The organism is Melghirimyces thermohalophilus (genome assembly GCF_900102685.1).
In the GTDB taxonomy this organism is placed as follows: domain Bacteria; phylum Bacillota; class Bacilli; order Thermoactinomycetales; family DSM-45169; genus Melghirimyces; species Melghirimyces thermohalophilus.
Window position 1 is genome coordinate 92,877 of record NZ_FMZA01000005.1, and the last position, 15,745, is coordinate 108,621.

A 15,745-nucleotide genomic window follows, 5' to 3' on the forward strand; every position below is an offset into this window, starting at 1 on the left:
TGATCGCGACAGCATCCAAAAGCATGGTTTTTCCTTTGCACCTCTTGCCCCATCGATCCCCTCCTTAAAACGTTACTTATATAAAATTATGGTTGGAGAAAAAAATACCTGCTTTTATTCAACCATGTTTGATAAATCATTCTTTGATTTGACATACAAGGAGGACCCGGTCGCTAGTAAACGACCGGGTCCTCCTTGTTTTTCAAAACGGTAGGTGGCGTAGGAACATACTCTCTTTCCGTCCATGCAGAAGTAACCCTTATCGGGAAAAGACCAGGCTGTTGCGAATCAGAAACCGCCCTCCAAACCGGATAGGAACGCCTTGCCCGTTTTTTTCCGCATGGATGTGAAGGTGCGGTTCTGATGTATTGCCCGAATTGCCGACTCGGCCGATCGGATCCCCTGCCTCGATTCGCTGCCCTTTTTCCACCTGTAGGCTCCCTGGCACGAGATGGGCGATGACAACCTCCACTCCTTTACAGCCGATCCGGACATGGTTGCCTGTCGGGTGTTGCTGTCGATAGGATTGCGTGTCCCGGTTCATCTCGAAAGGTTCCAACTCCTTTAAACCGTCCACTGCCTGGATCACTTCCCCAGAACAGGGACTGTACAGGGGGTCTTGATAGATGACAAACTGGCGGAGTGACTCAGGGGACAAGTGATTGGCCCGCATCCCGGCGCGATTCAATTTCACCATATCCAACGCGTAGGCTTGGGCGCGATGGGTATGATGATAGTTGATCGCTGTGGTGCTGCCGCCGTGGACCACATGGTACACCCCATCTTGCAAGGGGAAATGTAGGTGGACGGGCTTCTCTCTGTCGCTCATTCCCCAGAGGGCCAGCAATACAAAAGCCCCGAAGTAGAGAGAAAGGGCGGTATATGTGATGAGGTTGAACCGGTACTTCCAACTTTTTCGCGGACCGCGGCGGGCGAGATCTCTGTTTTTGAAGAAGGATCGCACCGCCGCCGTGAGAAACATCACGACGATCAGGATGCGCGGAAAATAGCCGACCACATCCCATCGTCCGACCAAAAAGAGATAGGCGATAAACAAGCCGGCCATCACCGTGTAGAGAGTCCATGCCCGCCGGCTGGTAAATTTGCCGCGCCATAACTGGATAAAAAACACGAGGGGCACCAACACATAGATCAACCAGTAGAATAGCGTCATGATCGCTTCTCCATTTGAAAGTAATACAGGATATCTTCCAAGGTCGGCTTTTCAACGACCAGAGGATGATCGCTGCCCAAGGCCTCCCACTGGGAAACTTGATCGGTCAGCCCGTGGAAACCGATCTCTGTCTGACGCATGCCGATCAGAGTTCCTTTCCGATCATCGTCTAGTAGCGCACGCGGACCCTTGATAACTGCGTACTGCTGAAACAATTCATCCTTGGGCCGGTTGAAGATCATCTCTCCACGATCGACATAGATGACAAAATCCGCTCTTTCATCCAGCTCCCGGGTGTTGTGCGTCGCCATCACAATCGTTTTGGTCTCATCCTGCAGAATCTCGCTGAAGATATCCATCAATTCCCGTCGGAAGACTGGATCCAGCCCGGCGGTCGGCTCATCCAACAGGAGCAGTTCCGCATCGTGTGAAAGGGCGAGGGCCAATGAGAACTTCATGGTCATGCCCTGGGAAAGTTTTTTCATCTTTGTTTCCGGATGTAATCCGAAGCGATCCAAATACCCATGAAAGGTCGCCTCGTTCCAAGAATCGTAGAAAGGGGCGATCATCTTTTTCATGCTGTTTACCGTCTGATCTCCATAAAAATCGGTCTGAGCAAACAGAAAGCCGATCCTCGATTTGATCACCCTCTCGTTTCCCGCAAGGTGTTTTCCAAACAGCGTGATCTCCCCCTCATCCGGATGGATCAGATCCAGCATCAGCCGGATTAACGTGGTCTTTCCGGAACCATTGGGTCCGATGATCCCCGTCAGGTACCCGCGGGGGATCATAAGCGATACCTGTTCTAGAGCAAAACGGTCATAACGTTTGGACACGTTTTTCATCGATACGACTGGTTCCATCTCGCTGCCTCCTCACCCGATATCCTTTCTGCGGTATTTCCACTTCGCCCACTGGTATGAGCCTCCGTATAGCAATACGCAGAATGCGAACAACAGAACCCAGAGGGCATTCCCTTCCTTGAGAGCGGAGTCCATATACTGGTTGAATAGAAAAGAGAGTGCCAGAGCGATGATGAAGGCCGTCATCGTGGAACCGATCTCTCGATGGAACCAGAAATCGATCCCATAAAACACGGCCAGCCCGATCAATCCTGTGGCAATACCAATCAACCCCTCAGCGGGAGTGAACTGGAGAGAGTCGGGATAAACAATCCACCGAACGGGAAACTGCAGGATCCACGCCAGCAGGTAACCGCCGACAGCGAAAAGTACTCCCTCCAGATACTTCGCGCCAACCAGCTCCACCCGGGAGATCGGCAAGCTGTTCCAAAAGGCCTCCATGTTAGCAGATCCGCCATCCATCGTTGCCAGATAAAAAGCGAAGACGAGTGTCAAGAGGGATCCGGAATAATGGATAGCCAGTGGATCATCCACCCAGATCAGCCAGTTCCACAACAAACCGAAGGTGAGGGAGACAAACAGCAGACCGGGTCGCAACAACAACCAATCTTTTCGCAACACTTTCGCCATGTCACAACCTCCTGTGATCTTTTTCAACCCTCCGCTTTCGTCTGGTCATCGATCAACTCCAACATCTCCTTCAGTTCCGATAAGGACAGGCCGATCCTTCGCCCTTCTTCCACCGCTTCCGTCAGTTTGTCCTCAATTCTCTTCAACTGCTGTTCCCGAACCCACTCCTCTGACTGTCCGGCGATAAAGGACCCCCGTCCGACGACGGATTCCACAAACCCTTCCCGCTCTAGCTCCTCATAGGCGCGTTTGGTGGTGATGACACTCACCTGCAACTCCTTGGCCAACTTCCGGATCGATGGCAAGGGTTCCCCGGGGTGCAAGGTTTGGTTGAGTACTGATTGTTTGATCTGTTCTTTGATCTGCACATAAATGGGCTCTTTGGAACGGTTGGAAATGATGATATTCATGGGTGCCCCCACTCCCTGATTAAGTGTGAATGCGAGAGGGTATTGTATATAAACAATATATACAATACCGACGGCAGTGTGTCAACTAAAGGGATAAAAAACCTTTGATTAAGGGAAGGGCCCAATCCTCTATCCCTCATGTCCCCACGTTTCTTGAGTGAATCCTGTCTCAGGACATCTACAAGGTGGATTTCTGGTTACCGTGTGCAACCAATTTCTTGCGGGAAGGGATCTGTTGCAGGTGGTTTCCACCTAATCCTTGTACACTCTGTATCTGGATTTGTGAAGAAAGGGGTTTTAAAAGACTGCAAGAGGATCCACTTCACACCCCCGCATGACCGGCTATACCTCACTCTGACCTCTCTATTGTCCAAATCAAACGACCGTGTTCTTCACACATCGTCTAATGATGAAACCGTGCAAAGATAATATACTGAATATTATAACTAAACAGGAGAGGGAGGGAGATAGATGTTTGGGTTACCGATGGAAACCTTTTATTGGTTTGCACCCTGGCCTGTTTTTTGGATGGGACTGGCTCTGGTGATGTATGTCAAATTGAAGAGAGAAGATGAACAGGAAGAGCGTTCACTTCCGAGAGAGGGGGAGGATTGAGGTGAATCTGGAACTGTGTATTTTTACGGTTTACCTCGTCGTTTTGTTGATGATCGGATATCTCTCTTCCAAAAGGGCTTCCCAATCCGTAGATGATTTTTTGCTCGGCGGTCGTTCCGTGGGCCCAGCAGTGACCGCGATGACCATGCAGGGAACCTATATGAGCGGTTACATGTTTATGGGCGGGCCAGCTCTGGCCTATCAACAGGGTTGGTATGCCCTTTGGTACGCCTTCAGCGACGCAGGTGGATCGATCGTCAACATCTCTGTGCTCGGCAAGCGGATGCGGCGGTTGTCCGAACGGCTGGGGGCCTTATCCCCGGTGGAGTATTTAGGGAAAAGGTACGAAAGCTCCCTGGTCCAATTGATCGCTTCCATCATCTCCATCGTTTTTATCTCTGTCTATGTCTTCGCCCAGTTTATCGCCGCCGGTAAAGCGTTAACCTCCTTGACCGGGATGCCCTATGTACCCGCCTTGACCGTTGGAGTGGGCGTGATCGTGCTGTATACGGTGTTCGGGGGTTACCTGGCGGTGGTTTGGACCGACTTTATCCAGGCGATCATCATGGTGCTCGGGGTGGTAGGGATTACCGCTGTTGCCCTCGTCCATCTGGGCGGGTTGACCGAACTGAATCACGCGCTGACCCGGATCGATCCTACGTATCTCAGCATCTGGGGCAAAGATCTGGCTTACCAGGGGCAATGGGGCGTTGTGTTGGGGGCGGTACTCATTTATTCCATCGGTTACATGGGACTTCCGCACGTGGTGGTACGGCACATGTCGATGCAGAGTCCGAAGACAGCGCGAACGGCAATTCTCTGGTCTGCCAGTTGGAACCAACTGTTTGTGTTTGCGCCCTACCTGTTGGGTCTGTGTGGGATCGTCCTGCTGCCCAATCTGTCGGATCCGGAAATGGTGATACCGGAGCTGGCTTATACGTTTTTTCCGGGAGTCTTTGCCGCCATCCTGCTGTCTGCGGTGATGGCGGCGGTGATGTCGACATCCGATTCGTTATTGATGCAGGCGGGTACGATCCTGTCCCGGGATATTTACCAGCGGTTTATCGATCCCAAGGCAGATCATCGACGGATGGTGTGGGTTTCCCGGCTGTTGATCTTGTTCGTGGGGGTTGTCGGGGTGGCGGTTGCCGCCTTTGAACCGCCGTCGGTATTCCAGTTGGTCATCTTTGGTTTTGGGGTTTTGGGAAATAGCTTTATCGTGCCTTATGTGGCATCGGTCTATTCCACGAAAGCCAACCGGGTGGGGGCGATCGCCGCGATGGTGTCCGGGGCGGTCACCCACATCCTGTGGACGGAATGGAACTTCGAGGCAGTCACAGGACTCCATCCTTTTATCGGCGGGTTGGTGATGTCCATCTTGGGTATGCTGATCGGGAACTTCTTCGGTAAAGTTCCCTCCCAAAAGATCCAGCAAGAAGTGGAAGGAGCCAAGAAGGGGCGCAACATTTCCCGAGACCTTGATCGACACGCTTCCCGGGAGTTGGCTCCCGAGGCGAGGAATATTGAGCTTCATTTCCGGAGTTCGTCTGAGGTGAGGCCGACTTGAAGGAAGGATCCATTATTGCTACCGATTGGGACGAGCCGGCGATGGTTGACTGGATTGCCCAAAAAACCCGGGCCCGATCGGTTTATGTTCAGAATCAGGTCTATTATCCGTATCTATATATCCAATACCGGCTGCAACAAACAGGTGGCTTGTTCCGGAAAAAGGGTCGGATCGCATGCACCGTCGATCTTGTCTCCGGAAAGGAAGCGATAGCCGATACGATGCCGGTGATGGAGAGTCGATGGGTTCCAGTAGAAAATATGATTCAGGAGGGGGTGCAGCGCGAGGAGGCCCGGAAGCGAGCGGAGGCTTATGTTTACGCTTCCCTCTCCGTTGGTCTCAAGTGGTTGGGGACACCAACCTTGATCCTAGAAGAGGAAGAGATCTGCTACCGCCCCTTCTGGGTCATGAGCTGTGAATGGGAGCGAGCCGATCCCGCCAAGATCGTCGTGGACGCGGTCTCGGGCCGCTATCATCCGCTATTCACCTGAGGGGCAACTGTCTAAAACCAAGGATCATTTTCCTAACAGGACGTCTAATGAAAAAGGTGGTTTTCTCCTATACAATCCATAATAGAGGAAATATTCGAAAACAGGGGGAAGGGGAGATTCCATGGAACAGACAGCAACGGCGACCCGATTGAAAAACTGGATTGGTGGACAGTGGGAGGAAGCTCATTCCAATGAGACGGAAACGGTGCCCAATCCGGCTACTGGTGAGGTGTTGGCCCTGGTGCCCCTGTCGGGCCGGGAAGATCTGGATCGGGCGGTGACTGTGGCGGCGGAGGCGTATCCCGCATGGCGGCGGACACCGGTGCCCCAGCGGGCACGAATCATGTTCCGATACCAACAACTGTTGATCGAACACAAAGAGGAACTGGCGCAGATGGTGACCCGGGAGAATGGAAAAAGTTACTCCGAGGCTCTCGGTGAGGTGCAGCGGGGGATCGAGTGTGTGGAATTTGCAGCTGGTGCCCCCACCCTGATGATGGGGGAACAGCTTCCGGATATCGCATCGGACATCGAATCCGGCTTGTACCGATATCCTTTGGGAGTGGTCGGCGGCATCACGCCCTTCAATTTTCCGATGATGGTTCCCTGTTGGATGTTTCCCCTGGCGATCGCCTGCGGCAACACCTTTGTGTTGAAACCGTCGGAGCGGACGCCCTTGTTGGCCAACCGGCTGGCGGAGCTGACCCGGGAGGCGGGCCTGCCCGACGGGGTGTTCAACGTGGTCCACGGTGCCAGACAAGTGGTGAACGGCCTGTTGGAGGAGAGTCGGGTTCAGGCGATCTCCTTCGTCGGATCCCAGCCGGTGGCCAAGTATGTGTACAAAACCGCTGCCGCTCACGGCAAACGGGTGCAGGCCCTGGCTGGGGCGAAGAACCATACCATCGTTATGCCCGACGCTGATCTGGAGCAGGCCGTGCCCAATATCATCAATGCCGCCTTCGGTTCTGCCGGCGAACGGTGTATGGCTTGTTCCGTGGTTGTAGCCGTCGGAGAGGTGGCTGACGAGCTGGTGGAAAAGCTGACGGAGGCGGCGGATGCCATCCGTATCGGAGACGGGATGGAGGAGGATGTCTTCCTCGGTCCGGTGATCCGTGCCGCTCACCGGGACCGCACATGTGCTTACATCGAAGCGGGTGAGCGGGAAGGAGCCCGGCTGATTCGGGATGGGCGAAAGGATACCGGCCCCACAGGTGGTTTCTTCATCGGTCCCACCCTGTTTGACGAAGTGCAACCGGAGATGACCATTTGGCAGGAGGAGATCTTCGCCCCGGTTCTCTCCATCGTGCGAGTGAAGGATCTGGATGAGGCGATCCAGGTGGCCAATCAGTCGGATTTTGCCAATGGTGCCTGCCTGTTTACCGACAGCGCCAAAGCGATCCGCCGCTTCCGGGAAGAGATCGACGCCGGCATGCTGGGGATCAATCTAGGCGTTCCCGCGCCGATGGCTTTCTTCCCTTTCTCCGGGTATAAAGACTCTTTCTACGGCGACTTACATGCCAACGGGAAGGACGGGGTTGAATTTTACACCCGCAAAAAAATGATGACGGCGCGCCACAATGGATGGAGGTGATCCTATGAATATGAAAGTGGATGAGGTGAAAGCGAAGGACCAGCGGTATGTGTGGCATCATCTCACTCCTTACGGTGAGAAGATGGTAGTGACGGAAGCAGAGGGATGTTGGGTGACGGACAGTGAGGGGAATCGGTACTTGGACGGAATGGCGGGGCTCTGGTGCGTCAATGTGGGCTACGGGCGCCAGGAGATGGCGGAAGCGGCCTATGAACAGCTGAAGACCATGCCTTACTACCCCTTGACCCAGAGTCACCTCCCGGCGATCCAGTTGGCGGAAAAGCTGAATGAGTGGTTGGATGGAGAGTACGCGGTCTTCTTCTCTAACAGTGGCTCGGAAGCCAATGAAGCGGCCTTTAAGATCGCCCGTCAATACCACCGGCAAAACGGGGAGGGAGATCGTTACAAATTTATCTCCCGTTATCGGGCTTACCACGGCAATTCCATGGGGGCGCTGGCGGCGACGGGGCAGGCGCAGCGGAAATACCGGTATGAACCATTATCACCGGGCTTCGTCCATGTGCGGCCGCCGGACAGTTACCGGCGACCGGAAGGGCAAAGCGTCGAAGGCTTCAACCGGGATTGCGCCCGGGCCATTGAAGAGGCGATCCTGTGGGAAGGAAAAGAGACCGTGGCCGGGGTGATCATGGAGCCGGCGATCTCTGGTGGCGGGGTGATCGTGCCCCATCCCGTCTATATGGAGGAAGTGCAACGCATCTGCCGGGAGCACGGGGTGTTGCTGATCATCGATGAGGTGATCTGTGGGTTTGGACGGAGCGGTGAAACGTTTGGGCACCACAATTTTAAGCTGCGCCCCGATATCGTAACTATGGCCAAGGGGCTGACCAGCGGCTACCTCCCCCTTTCTGCCACCGCCGTGCGACGGGAGATCTACGAACGATTTATGGAGCTGAAAGAGTATCAGCATTTCCGGCATGTTAACACCTTCGGCGGTAACCCCGCCGCCTGTGCTCTCGCGTTGAAGAACCTGGAGATCATGGAAAGAGAGAAGCTACCGGACCAGGCGGAAGCTCACGGTTCCCGGCTGGAGGAGAAGTTGCAACCCTTGTGGAGACACCCCCGGGTTGGGGATCTGCGTCGCTTCGGCTTTATGTTGGGGTTGGAGCTGGTGGAGGATCAAGCGGGGAAAAAACCTCTGGCCACGGAGCAGATGGGCCAGGTGATCGCCGCCTGCAAATCCCGAGGGCTGATTATCGGCAAAAATGGGGATACCGTGGCTGGATACAATAATATCCTCACCTTGGCCCCACCCCTGTCCGCCACAAAGGAAGACGTAGATTTTATCGGCGAGACTCTGATCAAAGCGATGGAGGAATTGGACTAGACGAGGGGAAAACAAAAAGCTCCGCCTGCTTCAGGCGGAGTGGGGAGGTGCTTTCCGTCAAATCCAACCCCGGGCTTCCATGGCCTCGGTGATTCGTTGGATCGAGATCATATAGGCTGCAGTGCGAAGATCGGTTTGGTGCTCATCAGCCAACGCGTAAACTTCCTGGTAAGAGTGAACAATGATCTCCCGCAGCTTCTTGTTCACTTCTTCTTCGGACCAGTAGTAGTTCATCAGATTTTGCACCCATTCGAAATAAGAGACGACCACTCCGCCGGCATTGGCCAAAATGTCGGGGAGGAGGAGAACGCCTTTTTCAAATAAAATCTCATCCGCTTTTGGTGTCGTCGGTCCATTGGCCGCTTCCGCCACGATGTTGGCTTGAATCCGGTCCGCATTTTGGCTGGTGATCACATTTTCCAGGGCCGCCGGAACCAAGATGTCCACGTCCAGTTCCAGCAGGTCTTCCGGATTTTCCAGGGGAGTGCCATTGGAGTCGTCCAGAATCGTGGCGGAATCATCGTCTTTCAATTGTTCCACTTGTTTGAGATTAAGTCCCTCTTTGCAATAGATGGAGCCGGTAGAGTCCCCGATAGCGACGATCTTACATCCCTGTTCCATCAACAGACCAGCGATGATGCGGCCGGCATTCCCAAATCCTTGAACAGCCACCGTTGCCCCTTCCATGGGTTTACCCAACGTTTTCATCGCTTGTTCGATGGCAAAGGCACACCCCCGGGCCGTCGCCTCGTTTCGTCCTTTGGATCCGCCGATGCTGAGGGGCTTACCGGTGATGACACCAGGGCTCACCTGTCCTTTCATCCGGCTGTAGGTGTCCATCATCCAGCCCATGATTTGGGAATTGGTATATACATCAGGGGCGGGAATATCCTTTTCCGGGCCGACGATATCGGCAATCGCCTCCATAAAACCGCGGCTGATCCGTTGTATTTCCCCTTTGCTGTATTTGCGGGGATCGCATACAACACCGCCTTTTCCGCCGCCGTAAGGGACATTGACCACACCGCATTTAAAGCTCATCCACATGGATAAGGCTTTCACTTCATCCATCGTAACGTCGGGGTGGAAACGAATACCGCCTTTTGTAGGTCCCACTGCATCACTGTGTTGAGAACGGTAGCCTTCAAACACTTGGATCGAGCCGTCATCCATCTTTACCGGGAATGAGACATACAAAACGCGTTTCGGTTTTTTCAGGATGTTGAGAACGTCTTGGGATACACCAAGGCGTTTCCCTGCTTGTTCCAGTTGCGACTGGACGATTTTATAAGGGTTCAATTGCTCTGCCTCAACAGGGGTCACAGTAGATATTGGCAAATTGCGTTCATCCTTTCTCTTCAGTAATATAATCGACTCAATTTCCCTAAAAAATTTACTTATATTCTACACGGCGCTGATTGATCGAATCAATATGTTATACAGAACGATTCAATACCGAAATGAGATGAATAGAGTCGGGGGGGTTTTTATGACCGATCGGACGACGGCATTTGTTAACGGGCAGATCTTGACGGCGGATGCGGATTTTCACCAGGCGGAGGCCCTGGCGATCCGTGGTGGAAAGATTGTTGCTGTAGGCTCCCAGACGGACGTGGAACCGGTGATCGATCCTGATACAAAAATCATCAATTTGCACGGCGCCACCCTGATGCCCGGCTTTGTCGACGCACACGCCCATCTTGAATTGTACGGAACCAACCGATTGGGAGTCGATTGTAAAGCGGTGGCTTCCATCGGGGAGATGGTGGAAAAACTGCGTGCCAGGGCCCGACAAACGCCGAAGGGAGAGTGGATCCGAGGATGGGGGTACAACCAAAAATCATTGGCGGAAGGGCGACATCCGACTCGGGAAGACCTGGATCAGGTGTCGACAGAACACCCGGTGATCGTAACGCGAACCTGTGGCCACATCTCCGCCGTCAATAGCCGTGCCTTGGAAAAGGCTGGTCTAAACGAGTGTGCTCCGGATCCTCCGGGAGGAAAACGGGTTCGCCGGGAGGGCAAACTGACGGGGGTGTTATTGGAAGCGGCTCACATGGAGATGTTTCTTCGAGCGCAATATCCGGAAAGGGAACTGCGCCAGGCGCTTTTGCTGGCTTCCCAAGATTTTCTGAAACAGGGCATCACGTCAGTCCACGATGCAGGTGGCTATGGCAACGATCATTTCCGCAGACTGCAGCAAGGAGTGGCCGCAGGGGAGATCGGGCTCCGAGTGACATCGCTGGTCGGCTCCCTTCACGACTCTCCCGGAGTGGTCCGAAGAGCGCTGGAGGCGGGGGTTGTTACCGGACTTGGGAATGATCGATTCCAGTTGGGACCGGCCAAAGTTTTTATCGATGGAAGCAGCAGTGGTCCGACGGCGTCCACCCGCCAGCCTTACACCAGCGCTCCCGAAGACAGCGGCATTCTCTATCTCCAGCAGGAAGAGTTGGATGAGTTGATGGGGGCTGCCCATCGGAAGGGGTGGCAGCTTACCGCCCATGCGATCGGGGATCGGGCGGTGGACATGATGGTCACCTGTATCGAGAAGCAGTTGCGGGAACATCCCCGAACCGATCACCGGCACCGCATCGAGCATGCTGGTATGGTGCCGCCAGACCTAATGGCGAGGATTCGGCGAGCAGGGATCGTGCCGATCCCCAATCCGGCCTTCGTCCACGAATTCGGAGATGGCTACGTGACCGATTATGGCGAGCGGGTCCACGGGATGTTTCCCATGCGCTCCTATATGGAAAAGGGGATTCCTGCCGCCATCGGTTCCGACAGCCCCATCACCACGCCGGATCCCTTTGTCGGTTTGTTTGCCGCGGTCACCCGGCAATCCCGGAGCGGTCAGGTGATAGGAGCGGGTCAAACCATTCCCCTGACGGAGGCGATCCGACGTTACACATGGTACGGAGCTTACGCTTCCTTTGACGAGGGGAAACTGGGAAGTCTCGAACCGGGAAAGCGGGCAGATCTGATCGTGTTGGACCGTCCGTTGCTGGGTACGCCGCCAGAGCGGCTACCGGAAACGCGGGTGGATCTGACGATGGTAGACGGCACCATTCGATATGAGCGATAAGGAGGAGGTTGGATGAAGAAGCGAAGCTTCCAACGGTGGTATGCCGGAGTGATGATGATCCTGTTTCTGCCGGTTCTGTTTCCCCTGTTTATTCTTGGTAACCGGGTTCACCCCTTTGTGGCAGGCCTGCCTTTCAATTTTTTCTGGGTGATTTTTTGGATTCTGGCGGTTTTCTTGGCGCTGTTGATCTTCTATCGCCTCGATCCCGATAAAGAGGAGAGGGAGGGGTAAGGATGGCGTCCTGGCAATTTGCACTGATCATCATGTGCGGCTACCTGATCCTGGCCCTCGCCATCGGCATCATGGCCGGGCGGGGACGGGGGGGCTCCCTGGATGAGTTTGCCGTAGCCGATCGAAACTTGAGCCTTTTGGTCACCTGGTTTTTGATGGGTGGAGCCGTTTTTAGCGCCTTCTCCTTTCTGGGGGCGCCAGGATGGGCGTATTCGCGGGGGGGTCCGGCTTTTTACATTTTGGTCTATACCGCCTTCGCTATCCTTCCCTGGTACATCGTCGGCCCCAAGGTGGGACGGATTGGACGAGCTTTCCGGCTCTACTCTCTGGTTGGCTTCTTGCAGCAGCGATTTCCCTCCAAAGCCCTCGGCGTGCTCGTGGGTATCATCGTCCTGTTCGCCTCGATTCAATACCTGGCTACACAGATGAAGGGGATGGCCTACATCTTCCATATCATGACCGAAGGGCGGATCCCCTTTTGGCTGGGGGCGCTGGCCGCCTACGCCATCGTCGTGATCTATGTAGCCACTGGCGGCCTGCGGGCGGCTGCCTGGTCTGATGTTTTTCAAGGGCTGTTGATGATTCTAATCTCCTGGGGAGTTGGACTCGCCATCGTGTTTCAGCTTCATGACAGCCTCCCGGCTTTGTTTGAGCAAGTGGCGGAAAAGAAGCCCGGCTTTCTGCTCATCGGAAAAGAGGGGTCTACGATGTCGCCCGTGGCGTACACCACCACCATCCTCGTGTCGGCGATCGGTTTCCTCATGTGGCCGCACCTCTTTTCCAAATCCTTTTCCTCTCCTGCAGGAACGATCAAGCGGACGGTGATCGCCTATCCGATTTTTGCCCTGTTTCTGGTGCCCTTGCTTTTGGTCGGTTTCGCCGCCATCGGAGTGGTGGCGCCTCATGAGCTGGACAACCCGGATGAGGTGTTTCCTTATCTGATCACACAGGTGCTATCCTTCCCCGGTTGGCTGTACGGGCTGGTGGGTGCTGGCGCCTTGGCGGCGGCCATGTCCTCGGCAGATGTGATTACCCACAGCGCCTCACTGGAATTTACCGACGGAGTGGTGCGAAACATCCGTCGAGACTTGTCTGACCAAACCGTCCTTCGGATCATGCGGCTCAGTGTGATCGGGATCGGGGCGTTGGCCTATCTGGTGACGGTCTTTGGGGGACAGGGGCTGATCGCTCTCCTCCTGGGTGCCTACGGGTCTATCGTCCAGTTTGCTCCTGCCGTCTACAGTGCCCTCTACTGGAAGCGGGCTACCCCGGTTGGGATTTTGGCGGGATTGATCATCGGGACAGCGACCAACTTCTATTACCAGATCATCCACCCGGTGCCCCCCTTTGAGATTCATGCCGGGATTGTCGGCTTGATTCTCAATCTAGGGGTGATGGTAACGGTCAGCCTGTTGACCCGCCCCCAGGATGAATCCCATTGGAGGGAATACTTGCATGCCCCAGCAGGGAATCGGGCGTCCAAACAACGGAATACGAGCGCATTTTAAGAAGACAGAAGGAGGAAAACGTGTCCATCCCCCTTTCCCATATCGATGCGCGACGTCTACATGATCGGATTTTAGAACGGGCCCAAATCCGGTCGGCTGGGGGAGACTGGCGTAAGGCGGTTGGCTCTCTCTCCGGAATACCGGAAGGGGGTGGATCGGGTCCGTGTTTGGGATGGAAGAGGCGGGGCTTACCATACGGGTGGATGGGTTTGGCAACCTGATCGGCCGGTTGGAGGGGGCAGATCCCCAAGCGCCGCTGCTGATGATCGGCTCCCACATCGACTCCCAACCGGCGAGGGGTCGCTACGACGGCACCGTCGGCGTGCTGGGCGGATTGGAGGTGCTCCAAACCCATAAGGAAGAAGGGATCCGCCTTCGGCGTACCGTGGAGGTGGTCCCCTTCTGCGATGAGGAGGGGTGCAGGTTTAATCAGGGGTTATTCTTCCCGGGGCATCTTGGGCCGGGTGGATCCAGAAGAATTGGATCGGAAAGATGAACAGGGATGTGACCCGCCGTTTGGAAGCGACCCGGATCAGTTATCAAAAGGGAGGATCGGCACCTAACTGGAAATCCATATCGAGCAGGGACCGGTGCTGGAGTCCCAGGATCAGCCCGTGGGTATCGTCACTGGCATCGCCGGTCCTCTGTGGCTGACGGTGGAGTTGACGGGGGTTGCCGGACATGCCGGCTCGGTGCCCATGCCTCTTCGTCGGGATGCCTTAACCGGGGCGGCAGAGGTAATCACCGGCTTCCACCAGGCGGTCAAGGAAGCCGGTGGAAGTGCCGTCGGCACCGTGGGCAACCTGTAAGTGCACCCCAACTCCCGCAACATCATCCCCAATCGGGTGACCTTTACCGTCGATTTGCGGGATATCGATATGGAGCGGCGCCATCGGTTGGAGGAGACGCTTACCTCCTTGTTGCAGGAGGCATGTCGTGCCCACCGGTTGCAATACCGGGTGCGAGAAGATGCCCGCAGCGCCCCCCGTTACTGCGCTCCGGAGCTGGTGGAGCTTTTAAGCGGCGAAGCCCGGAGCATGGGATTGGCGCCTCCCCGGCTGATGAGCGGCCCCTTCCACGATGCACTGGCTTTGGCCGATGTCTGTGACTTCGGCATGATCTTTGTCCGCTCCAAAGACGGGATCAGTCACCACCCGCAAGAGTACTCCTCTCCAGAGGATATCGCCCTGGCGACTGAGCTATTGTACCGGGCGACGCTCCGTCTGTCTCAGGTATAGGCCGGCGTGGTTTCTCGTGACCTCACAACTGGGGGTATGGTTATTTTAAAAAGGAGGCCTGCCCATGTTCTCCATGGCAGAAGACCGATTGCCCGACTCAGCGGTGCAATGGGTGGTCCAGTCTGTCGATTCCGAGGCTTCCATCCAGTCGGTGGAAGGAATGAAGGGGGGCACCTCTTCCCTCCTTCACCGTCTTTCCCTTCAGACTGATCAGGGGAATGTTCCCGTGGTGCTGCGTCGGTTTCATAAAAAGGAATGGTTGCGCCAGGAACCGGATCTGGTGCGGCATGAGATGGAAAGCCTCCGCCAGGCCGCCGATGTCCAGTTACCCACGCCTGATCTTATCGCTGGAGATGAGACGGGGAATGGCTGCGGGATGCCGACGGTCTTGATGACATGTCTCCAGGGGGACGTCGATTTACAGCCGGAAAACCGGGCGCAGTGGTTGGATCGCTTGGCTGAAGCCTTGGTACGGATCCATGATGTGCCGGCAGAAGGCTTTCCGTGGACCTATCGTCCCTATATTGGGAAATCTGACCTGCGTGTACCGACTTGGACCCGTGCCCCCGGAGCCTGGCAGCGGGCATTGGACAGAGTGATGGGAGCCGAGCCTTCCTTCACTCCCCGGTTTATCCATCGCGATTTCCATCCGGCCAATCTCTTGTGGAGCGGGGGGCAAGTGAGCGGGGTGGTCGATTGGGTGAATGCTTGCCAGGGACCGGCAGCCATCGATGTCGGTCACTGTCGCGTCAACCTGGCCATGTTATTTGATGTGGCTTCCGCAGATCAGTTTTTGGCCGCTTATCAAGATTATGCGGGTTCCGCTTTCTGTTGGGATCCATACTGGGACCTCCTATCCCTTTTTGATTTCGGCTCTCCCCAGGTGTACGCGGGCTGGGAAGCCTTCGGGATCTCGGGACTGACAGAGGGGTTGATCAAGGAACGCGTCGATCGGTATATCATTACCTTGGTGAAGCAGCTGTCATCCTGACAAAAA

At 55.2% G+C, this 15,745-nt stretch carries 14 protein-coding genes and 1 pseudogene; 10 read left to right on the forward strand and 5 right to left on the reverse strand.

The genetic code is table 11. From position 1 onward, the window contains the following. Window positions 1–259: 259 nt before the first annotated feature. Genes BLP91_RS04875 through BLP91_RS04890 form a run of 4 tightly spaced genes read right to left on the reverse strand, consistent with a single transcriptional unit; the run spans window position 260 to window position 3,077 of the window. Window positions 260–1,174, reverse strand: coding sequence for a M23 family metallopeptidase (locus BLP91_RS04875; RefSeq protein WP_245662118.1), 915 nt, complete (start codon window positions 1,172–1,174; stop codon window positions 260–262). Beyond that, window positions 1,171–2,037: an ABC transporter ATP-binding protein gene (locus BLP91_RS04880; protein ID WP_091567251.1), complete on the reverse strand. Its 867-nt coding sequence runs from the start codon at window positions 2,035–2,037 to the stop codon at window positions 1,171–1,173. Before BLP91_RS04880 ends, BLP91_RS04875 begins: the two co-directional genes overlap by 4 nt. A gap of 12 nt (window positions 2,038–2,049) precedes the next feature. Beyond that, the gene (locus tag BLP91_RS04885; RefSeq protein ID WP_091567253.1) at window positions 2,050–2,667 is read right to left on the reverse strand and encodes an ABC-2 transporter permease; all 618 of its coding nucleotides are present in this window, start codon (window positions 2,665–2,667) and stop codon (window positions 2,050–2,052) included. A gap of 23 nt (window positions 2,668–2,690) precedes the next feature. After that, window positions 2,691–3,077 carry a GntR family transcriptional regulator gene (locus tag BLP91_RS04890; RefSeq protein WP_091567255.1) on the reverse strand — a complete coding sequence of 129 codons (387 nt, stop codon included), beginning with the start codon at window positions 3,075–3,077 and terminating at the stop codon, window positions 2,691–2,693. 471 nt (window positions 3,078–3,548) lie between these two features. Between BLP91_RS04890 and BLP91_RS16610 the strand changes: the two genes are divergently transcribed. From BLP91_RS16610 to BLP91_RS04910, 5 genes are all read left to right on the forward strand, one after another. Next, window positions 3,549–3,692: a hypothetical protein gene (locus tag BLP91_RS16610; RefSeq protein ID WP_176757822.1), complete on the forward strand. Its 144-nt coding sequence runs from the start codon at window positions 3,549–3,551 to the stop codon at window positions 3,690–3,692. A 1-nt stretch (window position 3,693) separates the two neighbouring features. After that, window positions 3,694–5,259 (forward strand): sodium/proline symporter, encoded by a 1,566-nt coding sequence (locus tag BLP91_RS04895; protein WP_091567257.1) that lies wholly within the window; start codon window positions 3,694–3,696, stop codon window positions 5,257–5,259. Then, complete coding sequence (locus BLP91_RS04900) at window positions 5,256–5,750, forward strand: hypothetical protein (RefSeq protein WP_091567259.1); 495 nt, start codon at window positions 5,256–5,258, stop codon at window positions 5,748–5,750. Before BLP91_RS04895 ends, BLP91_RS04900 begins: the two co-directional genes overlap by 4 nt. Before the next feature lie 121 nt (window positions 5,751–5,871). Continuing rightward, complete coding sequence (locus tag BLP91_RS04905; RefSeq protein WP_091567261.1) at window positions 5,872–7,341, forward strand: CoA-acylating methylmalonate-semialdehyde dehydrogenase; 1,470 nt, start codon at window positions 5,872–5,874, stop codon at window positions 7,339–7,341. A 4-nt stretch (window positions 7,342–7,345) separates the two neighbouring features. After that, entirely contained in the window at window positions 7,346–8,686 is a 1,341-nt protein-coding gene (locus tag BLP91_RS04910; protein ID WP_091567263.1) for an aspartate aminotransferase family protein, read from the forward strand. A gap of 57 nt (window positions 8,687–8,743) precedes the next feature. Here the strand turns inward: BLP91_RS04910 and BLP91_RS04915 are convergent, their stop codons facing one another. Continuing rightward, a complete protein-coding gene (locus tag BLP91_RS04915) occupies window positions 8,744–10,018 on the reverse strand; it encodes a Glu/Leu/Phe/Val family dehydrogenase (protein WP_176757834.1) in 1,275 nt (424 codons plus the stop codon). A 157-nt stretch (window positions 10,019–10,175) separates the two neighbouring features. Between BLP91_RS04915 and BLP91_RS04920 the strand changes: the two genes are divergently transcribed. The 5 genes and pseudogenes from BLP91_RS04920 (at window position 10,176) to BLP91_RS04940 (ending at window position 15,739) form a co-directional block, all read left to right on the forward strand. Beyond that, complete coding sequence (locus BLP91_RS04920) at window positions 10,176–11,771, forward strand: amidohydrolase (RefSeq protein ID WP_091567267.1); 1,596 nt, start codon at window positions 10,176–10,178, stop codon at window positions 11,769–11,771. 12 nt (window positions 11,772–11,783) lie between these two features. Continuing rightward, window positions 11,784–12,002 (forward strand): hypothetical protein, encoded by a 219-nt coding sequence (locus BLP91_RS04925; RefSeq protein ID WP_091567269.1) that lies wholly within the window; start codon window positions 11,784–11,786, stop codon window positions 12,000–12,002. A gap of 2 nt (window positions 12,003–12,004) precedes the next feature. Beyond that, window positions 12,005–13,510 (forward strand): sodium:solute symporter family protein, encoded by a 1,506-nt coding sequence (locus tag BLP91_RS04930; RefSeq protein ID WP_091567271.1) that lies wholly within the window; start codon window positions 12,005–12,007, stop codon window positions 13,508–13,510. A 20-nt stretch (window positions 13,511–13,530) separates the two neighbouring features. After that, window positions 13,531–14,748, forward strand: a pseudogene (locus BLP91_RS04935) (M20 family metallo-hydrolase). Between the two features lie 64 nt (window positions 14,749–14,812). Beyond that, a complete protein-coding gene (locus BLP91_RS04940) occupies window positions 14,813–15,739 on the forward strand; it encodes a phosphotransferase family protein (RefSeq protein ID WP_091567273.1) in 927 nt (308 codons plus the stop codon). Window positions 15,740–15,745 lie beyond the last annotated feature (6 nt).

Bases quoted from the DNA above. Each gene is read 5' to 3' on its own strand.
- BLP91_RS04875 (WP_245662118.1), bottom strand. From the start codon at position 1,174: ATGACGCTATTCTACTGGTTGATCTATGTGTTGGTGCCCCTCGTGTTT.
- BLP91_RS04880 (WP_091567251.1), bottom strand. From the start codon at position 2,037: ATGGAACCAGTCGTATCGATGAAAAACGTGTCCAAACGTTATGACCGT.
- BLP91_RS04885 (WP_091567253.1), bottom strand. From the start codon at position 2,667: ATGGCGAAAGTGTTGCGAAAAGATTGGTTGTTGTTGCGACCCGGTCTG.
- BLP91_RS04890 (WP_091567255.1), bottom strand. From the start codon at position 3,077: ATGAATATCATCATTTCCAACCGTTCCAAAGAGCCCATTTATGTGCAG.
- BLP91_RS16610 (WP_176757822.1), top strand. From the start codon at position 3,549: ATGTTTGGGTTACCGATGGAAACCTTTTATTGGTTTGCACCCTGGCCT.
- BLP91_RS04905 (WP_091567261.1), top strand. From the start codon at position 5,872: ATGGAACAGACAGCAACGGCGACCCGATTGAAAAACTGGATTGGTGGA.
- BLP91_RS04910 (WP_091567263.1), top strand. From the start codon at position 7,346: ATGAATATGAAAGTGGATGAGGTGAAAGCGAAGGACCAGCGGTATGTG.
- BLP91_RS04920 (WP_091567267.1), top strand. From the start codon at position 10,176: ATGACCGATCGGACGACGGCATTTGTTAACGGGCAGATCTTGACGGCG.
- BLP91_RS04925 (WP_091567269.1), top strand. From the start codon at position 11,784: ATGAAGAAGCGAAGCTTCCAACGGTGGTATGCCGGAGTGATGATGATC.
- BLP91_RS04930 (WP_091567271.1), top strand. From the start codon at position 12,005: ATGGCGTCCTGGCAATTTGCACTGATCATCATGTGCGGCTACCTGATC.
- BLP91_RS04940 (WP_091567273.1), top strand. From the start codon at position 14,813: ATGTTCTCCATGGCAGAAGACCGATTGCCCGACTCAGCGGTGCAATGG.